The organism is Chromobacterium phragmitis (assembly GCF_003325475.1).
Classification (GTDB): domain Bacteria; phylum Pseudomonadota; class Gammaproteobacteria; order Burkholderiales; family Chromobacteriaceae; genus Chromobacterium; species Chromobacterium phragmitis.
Window position 1 is genome coordinate 4,313,476 of sequence record NZ_CP029495.1, and the last position, 13,348, is coordinate 4,326,823.

General features: G+C 67.0%; 12 protein-coding genes. 4 read left to right on the forward strand and 8 right to left on the reverse strand.

Annotation, left to right across the window (positions count from 1 at the left end):
* Nucleotides 1-2 precede the first annotated feature (2 nt).
* Complete coding sequence (locus DK842_RS20385; RefSeq protein WP_114063107.1) at nt 3-569, forward strand: ion channel; 567 nt, start codon at nt 3-5, stop codon at nt 567-569.
* Here the strand turns inward: DK842_RS20385 and DK842_RS20390 are convergent.
* The 5 genes from DK842_RS20390 to DK842_RS20410 all read right to left on the reverse strand — a co-directional run bounded on the left by DK842_RS20390 (nt 566) and on the right by DK842_RS20410 (nt 6,395).
* Entirely contained in the window at nt 566-1,090 is a 525-nt protein-coding gene (locus DK842_RS20390) for a DUF2165 family protein (protein WP_232538542.1), read from the reverse strand. The genes DK842_RS20385 and DK842_RS20390 overlap by 4 nt on opposite strands.
* A gap of 112 nt (nt 1,091-1,202) precedes the next feature.
* The gene (locus DK842_RS20395) at nt 1,203-2,657 is read right to left on the reverse strand and encodes an aminoacyl-histidine dipeptidase (protein WP_114063108.1); all 1,455 of its coding nucleotides are present in this window, start codon (nt 2,655-2,657) and stop codon (nt 1,203-1,205) included.
* A 366-nt stretch (nt 2,658-3,023) separates the two neighbouring features.
* Nucleotides 3,024-4,343, reverse strand: coding sequence for a TldD/PmbA family protein (locus DK842_RS20400; protein ID WP_114063109.1), 1,320 nt, complete (start codon nt 4,341-4,343; stop codon nt 3,024-3,026).
* The gene (locus DK842_RS20405) at nt 4,340-5,794 is read right to left on the reverse strand and encodes a TldD/PmbA family protein (RefSeq protein ID WP_114063836.1); all 1,455 of its coding nucleotides are present in this window, start codon (nt 5,792-5,794) and stop codon (nt 4,340-4,342) included. Before DK842_RS20405 ends, DK842_RS20400 begins: the two co-directional genes overlap by 4 nt.
* A gap of 133 nt (nt 5,795-5,927) precedes the next feature.
* A complete protein-coding gene (locus DK842_RS20410; protein ID WP_114063110.1) occupies nt 5,928-6,395 on the reverse strand; it encodes a nuclear transport factor 2 family protein in 468 nt (155 codons plus the stop codon).
* Between the two features lie 89 nt (nt 6,396-6,484).
* Between DK842_RS20410 and DK842_RS20415 the strand changes: the two genes are divergently transcribed.
* Both DK842_RS20415 and DK842_RS20420 read left to right on the forward strand, forming a co-directional pair.
* Entirely contained in the window at nt 6,485-7,039 is a 555-nt protein-coding gene (locus DK842_RS20415; protein WP_114063111.1) for a TetR/AcrR family transcriptional regulator, read from the forward strand.
* Between the two features lie 57 nt (nt 7,040-7,096).
* Nucleotides 7,097-7,591 carry a prolyl-tRNA synthetase associated domain-containing protein gene (locus tag DK842_RS20420; protein ID WP_114063112.1) on the forward strand — a complete coding sequence of 165 codons (495 nt, stop codon included), beginning with the start codon at nt 7,097-7,099 and terminating at the stop codon, nt 7,589-7,591.
* A gap of 1 nt (nt 7,592) precedes the next feature.
* Here the strand turns inward: DK842_RS20420 and DK842_RS20425 are convergent, their stop codons facing one another.
* Genes DK842_RS20425 through macA form a run of 3 tightly spaced genes read right to left on the reverse strand, consistent with a single transcriptional unit; the run spans nt 7,593 to nt 11,992 of the window.
* A complete protein-coding gene (locus DK842_RS20425; protein ID WP_114063113.1) occupies nt 7,593-8,945 on the reverse strand; it encodes an efflux transporter outer membrane subunit in 1,353 nt (450 codons plus the stop codon).
* A 3-nt stretch (nt 8,946-8,948) separates the two neighbouring features.
* Nucleotides 8,949-10,883 (reverse strand): MacB family efflux pump subunit, encoded by a 1,935-nt coding sequence (locus DK842_RS20430; RefSeq protein WP_114063114.1) that lies wholly within the window; start codon nt 10,881-10,883, stop codon nt 8,949-8,951.
* Nucleotides 10,880-11,992 (reverse strand): macrolide transporter subunit MacA, encoded by a 1,113-nt coding sequence (gene macA, locus DK842_RS20435; protein ID WP_236250759.1) that lies wholly within the window; start codon nt 11,990-11,992, stop codon nt 10,880-10,882. Before macA ends, DK842_RS20430 begins: the two co-directional genes overlap by 4 nt.
* A 344-nt stretch (nt 11,993-12,336) precedes the next feature.
* Between macA and DK842_RS20440 the strand changes: the two genes are divergently transcribed.
* Complete coding sequence (locus tag DK842_RS20440; protein ID WP_114063116.1) at nt 12,337-13,179, forward strand: PhzF family phenazine biosynthesis protein; 843 nt, start codon at nt 12,337-12,339, stop codon at nt 13,177-13,179.
* Nucleotides 13,180-13,348: the final 169 nt, after the last annotated feature.

A 13,348-nucleotide genomic window follows, 5' to 3' on the forward strand; every position in this document is an offset into this window, starting at 1 on the left:
ACATGCAGGCCTCGCTGCCGCTGCCCAGCCTGGAAACCCGGCTGCAACTGCACGCGGGCACGGCGCTGTCGCTAGGCAGCGCCGCGCTGTTCACCTGGCTGTGGCACGGCTTGGACCTTCACCGGCTGCTGCCGCGCCAGGGCGAGGAGTGGCTGGCCTGGGCGGTGTTCTTCCTGCCCATCGGACTCACCGTGCGCCACATCCTGCGCCGGCCGCGCCAGCACCAGCTGGGCGACCTGATCGGCCTCTACATCGGCCTGGTGCTGCAGTTCGCCGTGGTCTACTACCTGTTCGCGCTGTTGCTGACCCAGGGCAATCCGTTCCACGGCATGACGGCGCTCTACGACGCGGGCGGCTTGCCGCTGGCCGATTTTTACCGCCACGCCGCCCTGCTGTTCCTGGACTGCTTCCACCTGTCCATCGCCACCGCGGCCACGGTGGGATACGGCGACATGTACCCCACCTACTGGCCGGTGCGCCTGCTGGCGGATCTGCAGATCATCTTCACCAGCGCGCTGGTGATCATAGGCTTCGGCCGGCATTTCTCCGGCCAGGACGCGCCGCGCTAGTCCCGCTGCTCGGCCTGGCGGATATAGACCAGGCTCAGCAGGATGAAGCCGATGAAGGCGTAGGCCTTCATCTGGCCGTTCCACTTGCTGGCCCACATCGCGAAATATTCTCCGCCCACCACCGCAAAGCCGAAATACCAGACCAGAATGGCCGCCAGCGCGCCGAGCGTGAACAGGCTCTTGCCCCAGGCCAGGCCGCCGCGGCCGGAAGCGGCCTTGAGCATGAGCAGGCCGCCGGCCGCGCACAGCAGGCCGCAGGCGGTTTCGCCGGCGATGATGGCGGCGTAGCCCAGCCGCTGCCAGAACGGGTCGCTCACCGCGCGGCTCTGCAAGGCCGCGCCATCGAACCACGGCTCCAGCGCGTCCATCGCCAGCACGTGGCGGACGAATTGCCAGTTGGAGTCGTAATCGATGAGGTTGCCGCTCGCCACCAGCAGGCCAAACACGCCGATGGACAGCGCCAGCGCGGCCTTGCACAGGTACTGGATGCGCAGGTGGACATTCAATTGTTCTATCGTCATGGGTTTCTCCAGCGATTTGGCAAACCCGCAGCATGCCATGATCAAAAGCGCGCGCCTATAAAAAAACGGCCTGGCAAAGCCAGACCGTTCTTCGCTGCCTAGACATTCCCGCTCAGCGCACCGGGATCGCCTTCAGCGCCGCCTGCAGCAGCTGCCAGGCCTTGCCCACCGACTCCACCTCCACCCGCTCGCCCGGCGCGTGCGCGCCGCGGATGTTCGGGCCGAAGGACACCATGTCCAGATTCGGGTACTTGGAGCCCAAAATGCCGCACTCCAGGCCGGCGTGGATCACTTGCACCTCGGCTTCGCCGCCGAATTCCTGGCGGTATACATCCTTGAACAGCGCCAGCAGCTTGGACTGCGGATTCGGCGCCCAGCCCGGGTAGCCGCCTTCCATCTCCACCTTGAACGCCGCCAGCGCGAACAGGCTTTCCACCTCGCGCGCCAGCATCCAGGTGCCGGAGTCCAGCAGGGAGCGCACCATCAGGTTGGCGAACACCTTGCCGTCGACGATAGTCACCACGCCCAGATTGTTGGAGGTTTCCACCACGCCTTCCACGCGCTGGCTCATGCGCTTCACGCCGTGCGGCGCCGCGTGCAGCGCGGACAGGATGGCGGACTGATCCGCCTTGGCCAGCACGCCGGCGGCCGCGGCGGATTCGGACAGCACCGACACGCCCTCGTCCACGCCGGCCAGCTCGAAGCGCATCAGCGCCTGGAAAGCGTCCAGCTTGGCGGCCACTTTGGCGGCGTCGGCCGCAGGGTAAGCCACCACGGCGAAGGCTTCGCGCGACAGCGCGTTGCGCGCGGTGCCGCCCTTCAGGCTAGCCAGACGCAGCTCGGTTTCCGCTTCCAGCTCGCGGATCAGGCGGATCAGCAGCTTGTTGGCGTTGCCGCGGCCCAGATGGATGTCGGCGCCGGAGTGGCCGCCCTTCAAGCCTTTGATGGTCAGGCTGGCAGTCTGGAAGCCGGCCGGCACCGCCTCCACGGCGTAGTCGCGGGTGACGTTGACATCCACGCCGCCGGCGCAGCCCATGTAGAACTCGCCCCACTCTTCGGTATCGATATTGATCAGGTACTGGCCCTGCAGCAGGCCGGCTTCCAGACCCAGCGCGCCGCCCATGCCGGCCTCTTCATCCAGCGTCAGCAGCACTTCCACCGGGCCGTGGGCGACATCGTCGCCAGACAGCACCGCCATGCCCAGCGCCACGCCGATGCCGTTGTCGGCGCCCAGCGTGGTGTTTTCGGCGATCAGCCAGCCATCCTTCAGTACCGGGCGGATCGGGTCCTTGAAGAAGTCGTGCTCGGTGCCGCTATTGGCCTGGCACACCATGTCCAGGTGGCCTTGCAGCACCACGCCGGCGCGGTCCTCGTAACCTGGGGTGGCCGGCTTGCGGATGATCAGGTTGCCGACCTGGTCCACGATGGTTTCCAGGCCGCGCAGTTCCGCCCAGCCTTTCATGTAGTCGCGCACCTGCTCTTCGTGCTTGGACGGGCGCGGAATGTCGCACAGGGTTTGGAAGTGTTCCCAGACGGCTTTGGGTTCGAGTTGGGCGATATCGGTCACAACGCATTCCTTGAATCGGTAGCGCGGCGCGCGCTAGATGCGCCGCGCCGCCGGGTACAACATTCGCCGTCGCGGCGAAGGCTGGAAAGAAATTCAGAAACCCACTTTAGCATGTCGCAGCCGGCGAGGCATCCGCCCGTGCCGCTGCCATGCGCATGGTTCTAGCATGCGAACATTCTACACCACGCGCAATGAATGGAAAGCATGCGAAACACCTTGCCGCGGCTGCGGAAAAATCATTTTCTCCACGCCGCTCATGGGTCATGCCGTTTTCAGGCTTGCGATTACGAACGCATCAAGCATGCAAAAACCGCATGCGTTCGCTTGGCGGGCCTCCAGAGAAACGCCGCCAAGCGCAATCAGCGGCTACAAGCTAAAACGCATGGCCTTGACCAGCGCGCCGGGCAGCAGTTTGCTGGCCGTGGCTCGCGACTCATAGCTGAGCGGGTCCGCCAGCCATTCGCGCTCGGCGGTCAGCGCCTCCAGTTGCTCGCCCAGCAAGCTGAACAGGCTGTCGTCGAAGCGCATCACTCCCAGCGGCGCGACGATCTTGCCCTCCTCCACCCAGAAGCAGGCGAAGCGCGTCATGCCGGTGATGCGGCAGGCGGAGCGGTCCGAGAAGTTCAGATACCACAGATTGGACAAGTAGACGCCGGTGCCGAGCGCTTTCAAAGCTTCGTCGCGAGGCAGATCGCCCGCCGCCAATCGCATCGACTCCGCGTCCTCGTCTCCGCCGGCGTTCGGCTCCAGGCCGAATTCGCGCGCGCTGCGCGGACCGATCAGGCTGCCGCGGTGTTCGCCGCGCGCGATCAGCTCCACCCGCTCCGGCCGGATGAAGCCCTCGCGCTGGAACAAGGGCGACAAGCCTTCCCCGCCAGCCTCCTCCAGGCTCACCAGCGGCGACAGCCTGGCCTCCCCCTCCACCAGCTTCAGCAGAGGACTGCGCTTGCTGCGCACTTCCTTTTCCGACACTCCGCCCCAGTTCAGCATGCCCAACAGGCTTCCCAGCGCGGCGGGGGTGAAGTAGGCGCGGTACGCTCCCGGCGCCAGCGTTTTCAGCGGCAGCTTCAACAGCGCCAGCTGCTCGGCGGCCTCGGCGACGCCGCGCCGCAGCGACGCCGCGTCCCAGGCCGTCCCGGCCATATTGCGCTTGACCGCCTTGTCGCCGTGGGAATACAGGCTCCAATCGAAATTCCAGCTCTCGCCCTGCTGCCAGTTGAACTGGCCCAGATGATTGGCAAAGCCGAAGCTCATGTCGCCGCAGGCCAGGATGCCCACCAGATCGTGGCCATCGGCCGCCTCCAGAATGTCCGCCACCATGGATTCCGCCGGCGGCAACCGATGAGGCTGGACGCGCTCGCCGCTCTGCGGCCGCTCGTTCAGCAACAGGAAGGGATCGTCCTCCACCTGTTCCAGCGCCGCGCGCAACTCCGGCAGCGCGCCCTCCAGCAAGGCCAGGTCATCCTCCCCGCCGCTCAGCGACAACTGCTGCGTGGCCTGGCGCGCGCCCTTGATCAGTCGCAGGTCCAGATACGCCTGCTCCACCCGTCCCGCCTGCCTCACCTTGCCGTGGTTGAAGCGGATGAAATCGGTGCGTTCGGCCTGCAGCCACAGGGTGTAGCCTTCTCCCTCCCGCAGCCAGCCGTCCAGCGCCGCCGCCAGTGTCTTCAAATGCGCGCGCATCATGCCGCTCCTCCGAATACGTCCACTTCGCCGAACACGCAGGCCGGCGAAGCATGGCCTACCCGTATCACCTGGGATGGCTCGCCCTTGCCGCAATACGGCGTCCCCATCACACAGAAGGTGCTTGCGTCGCCCACCGCCTTCAGCGAACGCCAGAAGCTGGCGGAAATGCCGCGGTAGTTGGGATTGCGCACCACGCCCTTCAATTCGCCGTTTTCTATCAATTGCCCCCATTCGCAGCCGAACTGGAATTTGTTGCGGGAATCATCGATAGACCAGCTGACATTGGTCTGCATCAGCACGCCGCGCTCCACGCCGGCCACCAGTTGCCCGAACGTCTTGTCGCCCGGCTCCACGTTCAGATTGGCCATCCGGTCTATCGGCGCGCGGTTCCAGTTGCTGGCGCGGCTATTGGCCACGCTATCCAGCGCATGGCCGTTCAGCCTGGCCCGCATGGCCGATACCGCGCCGCCCAGCGGCCGTTCCAGGATGCCGTTCCGGATCAGCCACGCCTTCTCCGCCCGCTGGCCATCGTCGTCCCAGCCATAGCTCGCCAGTTCCTTGGCCAGCGAGGGATCGAAGGTGACGTTGAGCAGGTCCGAGCCGTAGCGGTAACTGCCGAACATGTCCGGCGTGACGAAGCTGGTGCCGGCCATATTGCGCTCGTCGCCCAGGATGCGGTCCAGCTCCAGCGGATGGCCTATGCTCTCGTGGATTTGCAGCATCATCTGCTCCGGCATCAGCAGCAAATCCATCTTGCCGCTCGGGCAGTTGGGCGCGTACAAAAGCTGCATCGCCTCGTCCGCCACCCGGCGGCCCGCGCCGCGCAAGCCGGACTCCGCGATCAATTCCAGGCCGCCTTGGCGTCCCAGGCCGCCATACTGGCCGCCCAGGCTGCGCGTCTGCACTCGCCCCTGATCGAACGCCGTCACCACCAGCGAAGGCGTCAGCGCCTGCATCCGCTGCTCCACCTCGCCGCCGTCGGAGGTCAGGTGCAATTGGCGCACATCCTGCCGCCATAGCCCGGCCGACCAGTCCACCACCCGCGCATCGTCGCCCTTGGCCGCCGCCGACTCGCTCAGCAGCAGGTCCAGCAAGGCCGCTCGCGGCCATGACGGCTCGCTGGCCTCGCCCTGCCAGACGCCGCGCGGGCTCGGCGGCTTCACGCCCCGGAAATCGAACACCCCGCGCCCGGCGGTGGCGCGCGCCCAGCCGCGCGCGCGCTCGAAGGCCGCGCGCAGCCCAGCCTCGCTCAGATCGGCGGTGGCGGCATAGCCGTAGCCGCCTCCGTCCAGCACGGTGATCATCGCGCCGCGGTCGCGGCGGCGCGCCAGCGGCTGCTGCCGCCCCTGGCGGACGCGCAGCTGCTCGCTGTCCTCCTCCACATAACGCAAGGAACAAAAGTCCGCCTGCGGCCGCAGCGCCTGGAAACGCCGCCTGATGGTTTCAAACATGTTCATGGCTCCGGATGAGGGAGGCATCGCGCCGCCCAATGTCAATGGCATTGATGCTAATCAGTCCTGCCCCGTCCTGTCCATTCCCGACCCATAAAAAAAGCCGCCCGAAGGCGGCCGCTCGCGCATCGCTTCACAGGCCCAGTTCGCCCAAGCCCGGGTGGCCGTCCGGACGGCGGCCCAGCGCCCAGAAGAACTTGCGCTCGGACTCCGCGATCGGCATGTCGTTGATGCTGGCGTGGCGGTGAACCATCAGGCCGTCCGCGCCGAACTCCCAGTTTTCATTGCCGTAGCTGCGGTACCACTGGCCGCCGTCGTCATGCCATTCGTAGGCGAAGCGCACCGCGATGCGGTTGCCGTCGAAAGCCCACAGCTCCTTGATCAGGCGGTATTCCAGCTCGCGCTTCCACTTACGTTCCAGCATGGCCTGGGCTTCGGCCCGGCCGCGCGGAAAATCCACGCGGTTGCGCCAGCGGGTGTCCTGGCTGTAGGCCAGCGCCACGCGCGCCGGATCGCGGCTGTTCCAGCCGTCTTCGGCCAAGCGGATTTTCTCGATCGCGGTTTCGCGGGTGAACGGCGGCAGCGGCGGGCGGGTTTCCATATCGATTTCCTTTTCAGTTTAAGTAGACAGATCTGTCTACGCGCAAATCAGTCTAGACCAAGTAGACAAGTCTGTCTACAATCCGCTTTATGAAAAAGACCGCTCCAGACGACATTGCCGCGCTGCCCGCCCGCGACCGCATCCTCGCCACCGCGCACCGGCTGTTTTATCGGGAAGGGCTGCGCGCCACCGGCATAGACAAGCTGATCGCCGAATCCGGCGTCACCAAGGTCACCTTCTACCGCCACTTCCCCAGCAAGAACGACTTGATCCAGGCCTATCTGGAGCAACGCCACCGACTCTGGATGAACTGGTTCCGCGCCGCGCTGGCGCGCCGCGACGGCCCGGCCGCGCTGGCGGACGCCATGCGGGAATGGTTTGGCGCGGACGATTTCCGCGGCTGCGCCTTCATCAACGGGGTAGGGGAAATGCCGGAACCGGCGGTGGCGGACGCCGCGCGGCGGCACAAGGCCGAGATGCGGCAAGCCATCGCCGAGCGGCTGCCGGAGGGCGCCGGCAAGGCCGAGATGGCGGACATGCTGTCCCTGGCGGTGGACGGCGCCATCGTGCGCGCGCAGATGGACGGCCAGGCGGACGCCGCGCTGGCGGCGCTGGAGAGCATGATCGGAAAACTGGCGGGGTGACGCGCCGGCGCCGGCCGTGATAGTTTCGAAAGGAACGAAAACGCCGGAGACACCCGCATGGAACACGCCCTGTACCGCCTGCTGGACGAGCAGCGGATTCCCTACCAACGCTTCGAGCACCCGCCGGTCTACACCTGCGAGGAAGCCGCGCGGCTGATTCCGGACCTGCCCGGCGCGGAGTGCAAGAACCTGTTTCTGTGCGACGCCAAGGGCCGCCGCCATTTCCTGGTGGCGGCGCCGGCCGACGCCGGCGTGGACATCAAGGCGCTGGGCGAGGCGCTGGAAGCCAAGGGCCTGCGCTTCGCCTCGCCCGAGCGGCTGAAAAAATATCTGGGGCTGGCGCCCGGATCGGTGACGCTGCTGGCCGCGGTCAACGACCGCGATCACCAGGTGGAGGTGGTGGTGGACGCGGCGCTATGGGCGCGGGAGGCGATTCTCTGCCACCCGCTGGTCAACACCGCCACGCTGAGCGTGCCGGTGGAGGGGCTGGCGCGGCTGCTGGCCCATACCGGCCACGCGCCGCGCGTGATCGCGGTGCCCCGCCGGGACTGATTCAGCCGGCCCCCGCCCCGCCGCCCAAAGCCTTGTACAGCAGGGCCAGGTTCTTCAGGCGCTCGAGATTGGACTCCAGCATTTTTTCGTCCGCCTGGCGCTTGCCGCGCGCGGCGTCCAGCCAAGACTGCATGTCCGCCTCGCCGGCGCGGTAGCGGCTTTCCGCCAGCGCCTCGTTGCGCGCGGCCAAGCCCTGGGCCTCGCGCTGCAGCGCGGCGCTGTCTTCCAGCCTGCGCCGCGCGGCCAGCCCTTCCTCCACCTCGCGGTAGGCGGCGTATAGCGTCTTGCGGAATTCCGCCTCGGCCAGCTGGTAGTCTGCCTCGCCGGATTTCAGCTTCAGATTCAGCTGCCGCCAGTTCAGGAAGGGCAAGGACAGCGTGGCGCCCAGGCCCAGCTGCGCGCCGGGCGCGGCGCTGCCGCGGCTCACATCGCCGCCCAGGCTGAAGCGCGGGAAGAAATCGGCCCGCTTCTGGTCCACATCCGCCAGCTTGCCCCGCAGCCTGGCCTCTGCCGCCATCAGATCCGGCCGCCTGCGCAGCAGCTCGCCGGGCAGCCCCGCCGCGACGCCCGGCGCCGCGAACCGCGCGGCCAGCGGCGGAATATCCGGCAGCGGCGAGCCCGGCGGCCCGTCCAGCAACAGCGCCAAGGCGTTTTCCTTTTTGCGCAGCTGCTCGCGCAGGCTCAACAGATTGGCGCGCTGCTCCAGCGCCGCGCTGTCCGCCTGCGTAACGTCCTGCTCCGCCAGCGCGCCCGCCTTCCACTTGGAGCGGGCCAGCGCCTGCGCGCGGCCGGCGTCGGCCAGCGCCGCCTCGGCCAAGGCGATCTTGGCTTTGCCGGCGGCGATGTCCCAATACAGCTCGGCGGCGGCGCTGTCGGAGAGCAGGTCCGCGCTGACGGCGTCGTAGCGGCTGGCGACGAAGGCCTCGCCCGAAGCGCGCCGCGCGGCGTCCAGCCTGCCCCACAAGTCCACCTCGTAATCCACCTTCAGGCTCTCGCTATGGGTGCGGGACCCGCCGCCGCCGTCCAGCGGGCGCGAGCGGTTGCCCGACAGCGCGCCGCTCAGCGTCGGCCGCGCATCGCTATCGGCCAGCCCGGCCTCCAGTTGCGCCTTGCGCAATTTCAGCAGCGCGATCTCCAGATCCGGATTGCGGCGTCTCGCCTGCTCCAGCACCCGCAGCAGCGCGGGGTCGCCAAAACCGCTCCACCACGCCTCGCGCGCCATGTTCTGGCCGATCTCGCCCGGCAACGACCACTGCGCCGGCTCCGCCAGCGGCTGGCGCTGATACGGCGTGGCCTGGCAGCCCGCCAGCAGCGCGGCCAGCGCCAGCCACGGCCATGTCTTGCTTGAATTCATTGTCTACTCCCGCGCCAAGGCGTCGATCGGGTTCAGCCTGGCGGCGCTGCGCGCGGGCAAAAAGCCGAACAGCACGCCGATCAGCGACGAACACGCCACCGCCAGCACGATCGCCGTCAGCGACAGCGACATCCTCCACGAACTGACGAACAGCGCGAACACGAAGCTGATGCCGTAAGACAGCGCCACGCCGATGGCGCCGCCCACCAGGCAGACCAGCACCGCCTCGGTGAGGAACTGCTGAAGCACGTCGCCCTGGCGCGCGCCCACCGCCATGCGGATGCCGATCTCGCGGGTGCGTTCGGTCACCGAGACCAGCATGATGTTCATCACGCCGATGCCGCCCACCACCAGCGAAATCACCGCGATCAGCGTCAGCAGCAGCGCCAGCGCGCGGCTGGTGCTCTCCACCGTTTTCAGCACGTCTTCCATATTGTGGGTGAAGAAATCCTTGCTCCCGTGGCGCTGGGTCAGCAACGCGGTGATGGCCTTCTCCGCCAGCTTGGTGGGCTGGCCGTCCCTCACCCGGATCACGAAGCGGTCGAAATGCTGCTGGCCGAACAAGCGGCTGGCCGCGGTGGAGTACGGCATCCACAGCTGCAGCGAATTGCCGCCGAAGCCGCGGTCGCGCTGCGCCACCACGCCTACCACCGTCGCCGGCACCGTGCCCACCAGGATGATCTTGCCCACCGCCTCGCCGTCGCCGAACAGCTTGCGGCGGGCATTCTTGTCCAGCAGCACCACCTGGCGCTGCAGTCGGATGTCGTCGCGGCTGAAGGCCTGCCCCTCCGCCATGTTCATGCCTTGCACGCGGAAGAAATCCCGCCCCACGCCGCTGACCGAGCCATTGAGGTCGACATTGCGATAACGTATGCGCTGCGGCTGCGAGGTTTCCGGCGTCACGCTGTCCACGTAGCCCTCTGCCGCCAGCGCGGCGATATCGCCCGGCAGGAAGGTGCGGATGCCTTCGGCCTTGTCGTCGCCCCAATCCTTGCCGCGGAACACGGTGATGGTCTGGGTGCCCATCGAGCGGATGTCGTTGAGCACGTAGTCGCGGGCGCCCTCGCCGATGGCGATGATGGACACCACCGAGGTGATGCCGATGACGATGCCCAGCATGGTCAGCGCGGTGCGCAGCCGGTTGGACAGCATGGCCAGCATCGCCATCTTGAACGCCTCGGCCAGCCGCTCGCGCCAGGAAGGGCCGGCAGCCGCGGGCGGCGGCTCGGCGGCCGCCCCATCCGCGGACCCGGCCGCGCCGCTGTCGCGCAAAATCTCGCCGTCGCGGATTTCGATCACCCGGTCGGTGCGGGCGGCGATGGCCGGGTCATGGGTGACGATGATCACGGTGTGGCCGGCGGCGTTCAGCTCTTTCAGGATGCGCATCACTTCCTCGCCGCTGTGGCTGTCCAACGCGCCGGTGGGCTCGTCGGCCAGGATGATGCGGCCGCCGTTCATCAGCGCGCGGGCGATGGACACCCGCTGCTGCTGGCCGCCGGACAGCTGGCCGGGCTTATGGCGCTCCTTGCCGGCCAGCCCCAACCGCGCCAGCAGCGCGCGCGCCCGCTCGCGCCGCTCTTGCAGCGCCATGCCGGCGTAGACGGCGGGCATGGCGACGTTGTCCAGGGCCGAAAGATGCGGCAGCAGATGGTAGCGCTGGAAGATAAAGCCGAAGTGATCGCGCCTGAGTTCGGCCAGCTGGTCGCCGTCCAGGCTGCCGGCGTCGCGCCCGCCTACGCGGTAACGGCCCTCGGACGGTTGATCCAGGCAGCCCAGGATGTTCATCAGCGTGGACTTCCCGGAACCGGACGCGCCGACAATGGCCACCATTTCACCGGGCGCGATGCGCAGCGTCACGTCCTTCAGCACCGCCACCTCGTCCTCGCCGGACGGAAAGCGCCGCCAGACGCCATCCAGCTCCAATCCGGCTCCGCTCATGCGCTCACCATCACCGCGCCGCCCTCCTCGGGCTTGTCGGGCTGCTCGCCGGTCACCACCTGCTCGCCCGCCTTCAGGCCGTCCAGCACCTGGGCGCGGGTGGACGTCTTCATGCCGATGCGAACCTGCCGCTCTTCCAGCCTGCCGTCCTTGCCCTTCACCTTCACCGCGTAGCGGCCATCCTTGCCGGCCGCGCCCAGCGCGGACAGCGGAACGCTCAGCGCCCCGTCCACGCGGGCGAGGACGATGCTCACCTGGGTGGTCATGTCCACCCGCAGCTTGCCGTCGGGATTGGGCACGTCGAACAGCGCCTTGTAGAACATGGCGTTATTGATCTTTTCCGGCATCGGCAAGATGGCGCGCAGCTTGCCCCAATAGCGCTGGTCCGGCGCGCCCAGCACGGTGAAATACACCGGCAGGCCGGCCTTCACCCGGATCACGTCCGCCTCGGCCACGTAGGCGCGCACCGTCACCTTGCTCAGGTCGGCCAGTTTGAGGATCACCGGCACCGTCTGGGTGGCGATCACCGTCTGGCCCTGCTGGGTGACGATTTCCAGCACCTCGCCGTCCATCGGCGCCAGGATGCGGGTGTAGCCCAGCTTGGTGCGCCGGCTGTCCAGTTGCGACTGGTCCTGGCGGATCTGCGCCTGCAGCTCCGCCAGCCCGGCTTTCAGTGTCCGATAGGCGGTATCCGCCGCCAGCCAGTCCTTGTCCGAAGTGGAGCCTTCGGCGCGCATGCGGCGCTGCCGCGCCAGCTCCTGCTCGGCTTGCCGCAGCGAGGCCTGCTTGGCCTCGCGCTGGGCGAAGCGCGCGTCCAGCGAGGCCTCGGCGGCGCGCAAATCGTTCAGGCTGTCTTCCGGATCGATTTCCGCCAGCAGTTGCCCCTGCTTCACCTTGTCGCCGGCCTCTACCTTCAGAGACTTGAGCTGGCCATTCGCCTGAGCGCCCACATCCACCTGCCGCAACGCCTGGACCACCCCGCTGGCCAGTACCAGATCCTCCAGCTCGCCCTTCTCCACCTTGGCGGTCAATACCGCCGGCGGCGGCGGCTCCGCCAGCCAGCGGTGCGCCCCCCAGGCCGCTAAGGCCATCATCGCCAACAAAGCCATGGCGTTGCGCCATGGCCGCCTGCCGAATCCCCACCGCCGAAACCGCCGCCACAAGGCGGCCAGCCCGCGCGCGGGGAGCAAGAAAACGCCAAACCATTGCCTGAACCGCATCATCACCAACAAGCCGTTAACAAAAACAAACCTTGTCAGGCAATTCAGTTACAAAATAGTTCCTGCCCCACCTTATTCAGAAGAATCGAATGCGCCTGATCTCACTGCGATGCGGCGTTCCACGCCTTGTCGCTTGGCTCCATCGCAATCAAGCAGATTGTGAACAGCTTCTCACGCGAGGGCGGCATTGCGCGTAGACTAGTCGCTCCATCAGATCAGCAGCAGAGCATTCCATGGGTTTCCTGAACTTCAAGCAGGTCGATGTCTTCAGCTCCACGCCCCTCAAAGGCAATCCAGTAGCCGTGGTATTTGATGCCGACGGGCTGGATGATCGGCAAATGGCGGCCTTCGCCAACTGGACCAACCTCAGTGAGACAACCTTCATCCTCCCGCCCACAGACCCGCGAGCCGACTATCGCCTGCGGATTTTCACCACCCTGGGCGAGCTGCCGTTCGCCGGGCACCCCACCTTGGGCAGCTGCCACGCCTGGCTGGAATCCGGCGGCCGGCCCCAAGGCGAGGAAATCATCCAAGAGTGCGAGGTGGGGCTGGTGAAGATCCGCCGCCAGGGAAAGCAATTGGCATTCCTGGCCCCGCCCTTGCTGCGTTCCGGGCCGGTGGCGACCGAGCTGGTGGAACAGGTGCGCCTGGGATTGCGCCTGGCGCCTGGAGAGATCGCCGCCGCCCAATGGGTCGACAACGGCGCGGGTTGGCTGGTGGTGATGCTGGCCAAGCGCCAGCAAGTGCTGGACCTGCAACCCGACTATCCGGCGTTGAGAGGATTGGCCGTAGGCGTGATCGCGCCGTGCGACCCGCAACAAGACGATGTCGACGCGCAGTTCGAGGTGCGAGCCTTCATCTCTGGCGACGGGATGCCGGAAGATCCGGCTACCGGCAGCCTGAATGCGGGCATTGCCCAGTGGTTGCTGGGCGCAGGGCTGGCGCCCGCGCGCTATCGCGTCAGCCAGGGTTTGAGCATGGGACGCGCCGGGCGCATCGAGGTGGAGCAAGTGGGCGACCAGGTGTGGATCGGCGGCAATGCCGTGACCTGCATCGAAGGCCGCCTCATATTGTAGAAGCCTGCAGCCCATAGGCTGGGCAGGATGAAATGAAACCCAACGGTTACCGAGAACAAACAGATTCCACTCATAGAAATCATCGTGTTTTTCGCGGCAAACGTTGGGCTTCGCAAGCGTAGAGTGGCTAACAAAACCTCAGGCGGTCGCTTGTAAGTCGCTGATCTTC

What these genes read in the sequence shown, in the direction of transcription:
- DK842_RS20385 (WP_114063107.1), top strand. Translation starts at nt 3, where the DNA reads ATGCAGGCCTCGCTGCCGCTGCCCAGCCTGGAAACCCGGCTGCAACTG.
- DK842_RS20390 (WP_232538542.1), bottom strand. Translation starts at nt 1,090, where the DNA reads ATGACGATAGAACAATTGAATGTCCACCTGCGCATCCAGTACCTGTGC.
- DK842_RS20400 (WP_114063109.1), bottom strand. Translation starts at nt 4,343, where the DNA reads ATGATGCGCGCGCATTTGAAGACACTGGCGGCGGCGCTGGACGGCTGG.
- DK842_RS20405 (WP_114063836.1), bottom strand. Translation starts at nt 5,794, where the DNA reads ATGTTTGAAACCATCAGGCGGCGTTTCCAGGCGCTGCGGCCGCAGGCG.
- DK842_RS20410 (WP_114063110.1), bottom strand. Translation starts at nt 6,395, where the DNA reads ATGGAAACCCGCCCGCCGCTGCCGCCGTTCACCCGCGAAACCGCGATC.
- DK842_RS20415 (WP_114063111.1), top strand. Translation starts at nt 6,485, where the DNA reads ATGAAAAAGACCGCTCCAGACGACATTGCCGCGCTGCCCGCCCGCGAC.
- DK842_RS20420 (WP_114063112.1), top strand. Translation starts at nt 7,097, where the DNA reads ATGGAACACGCCCTGTACCGCCTGCTGGACGAGCAGCGGATTCCCTAC.
- DK842_RS20425 (WP_114063113.1), bottom strand. Translation starts at nt 8,945, where the DNA reads ATGAATTCAAGCAAGACATGGCCGTGGCTGGCGCTGGCCGCGCTGCTG.
- DK842_RS20430 (WP_114063114.1), bottom strand. Translation starts at nt 10,883, where the DNA reads ATGAGCGGAGCCGGATTGGAGCTGGATGGCGTCTGGCGGCGCTTTCCG.
- macA (WP_236250759.1), bottom strand. Translation starts at nt 11,992, where the DNA reads ATGGCTTTGTTGGCGATGATGGCCTTAGCGGCCTGGGGGGCGCACCGC.
- DK842_RS20440 (WP_114063116.1), top strand. Translation starts at nt 12,337, where the DNA reads ATGGGTTTCCTGAACTTCAAGCAGGTCGATGTCTTCAGCTCCACGCCC.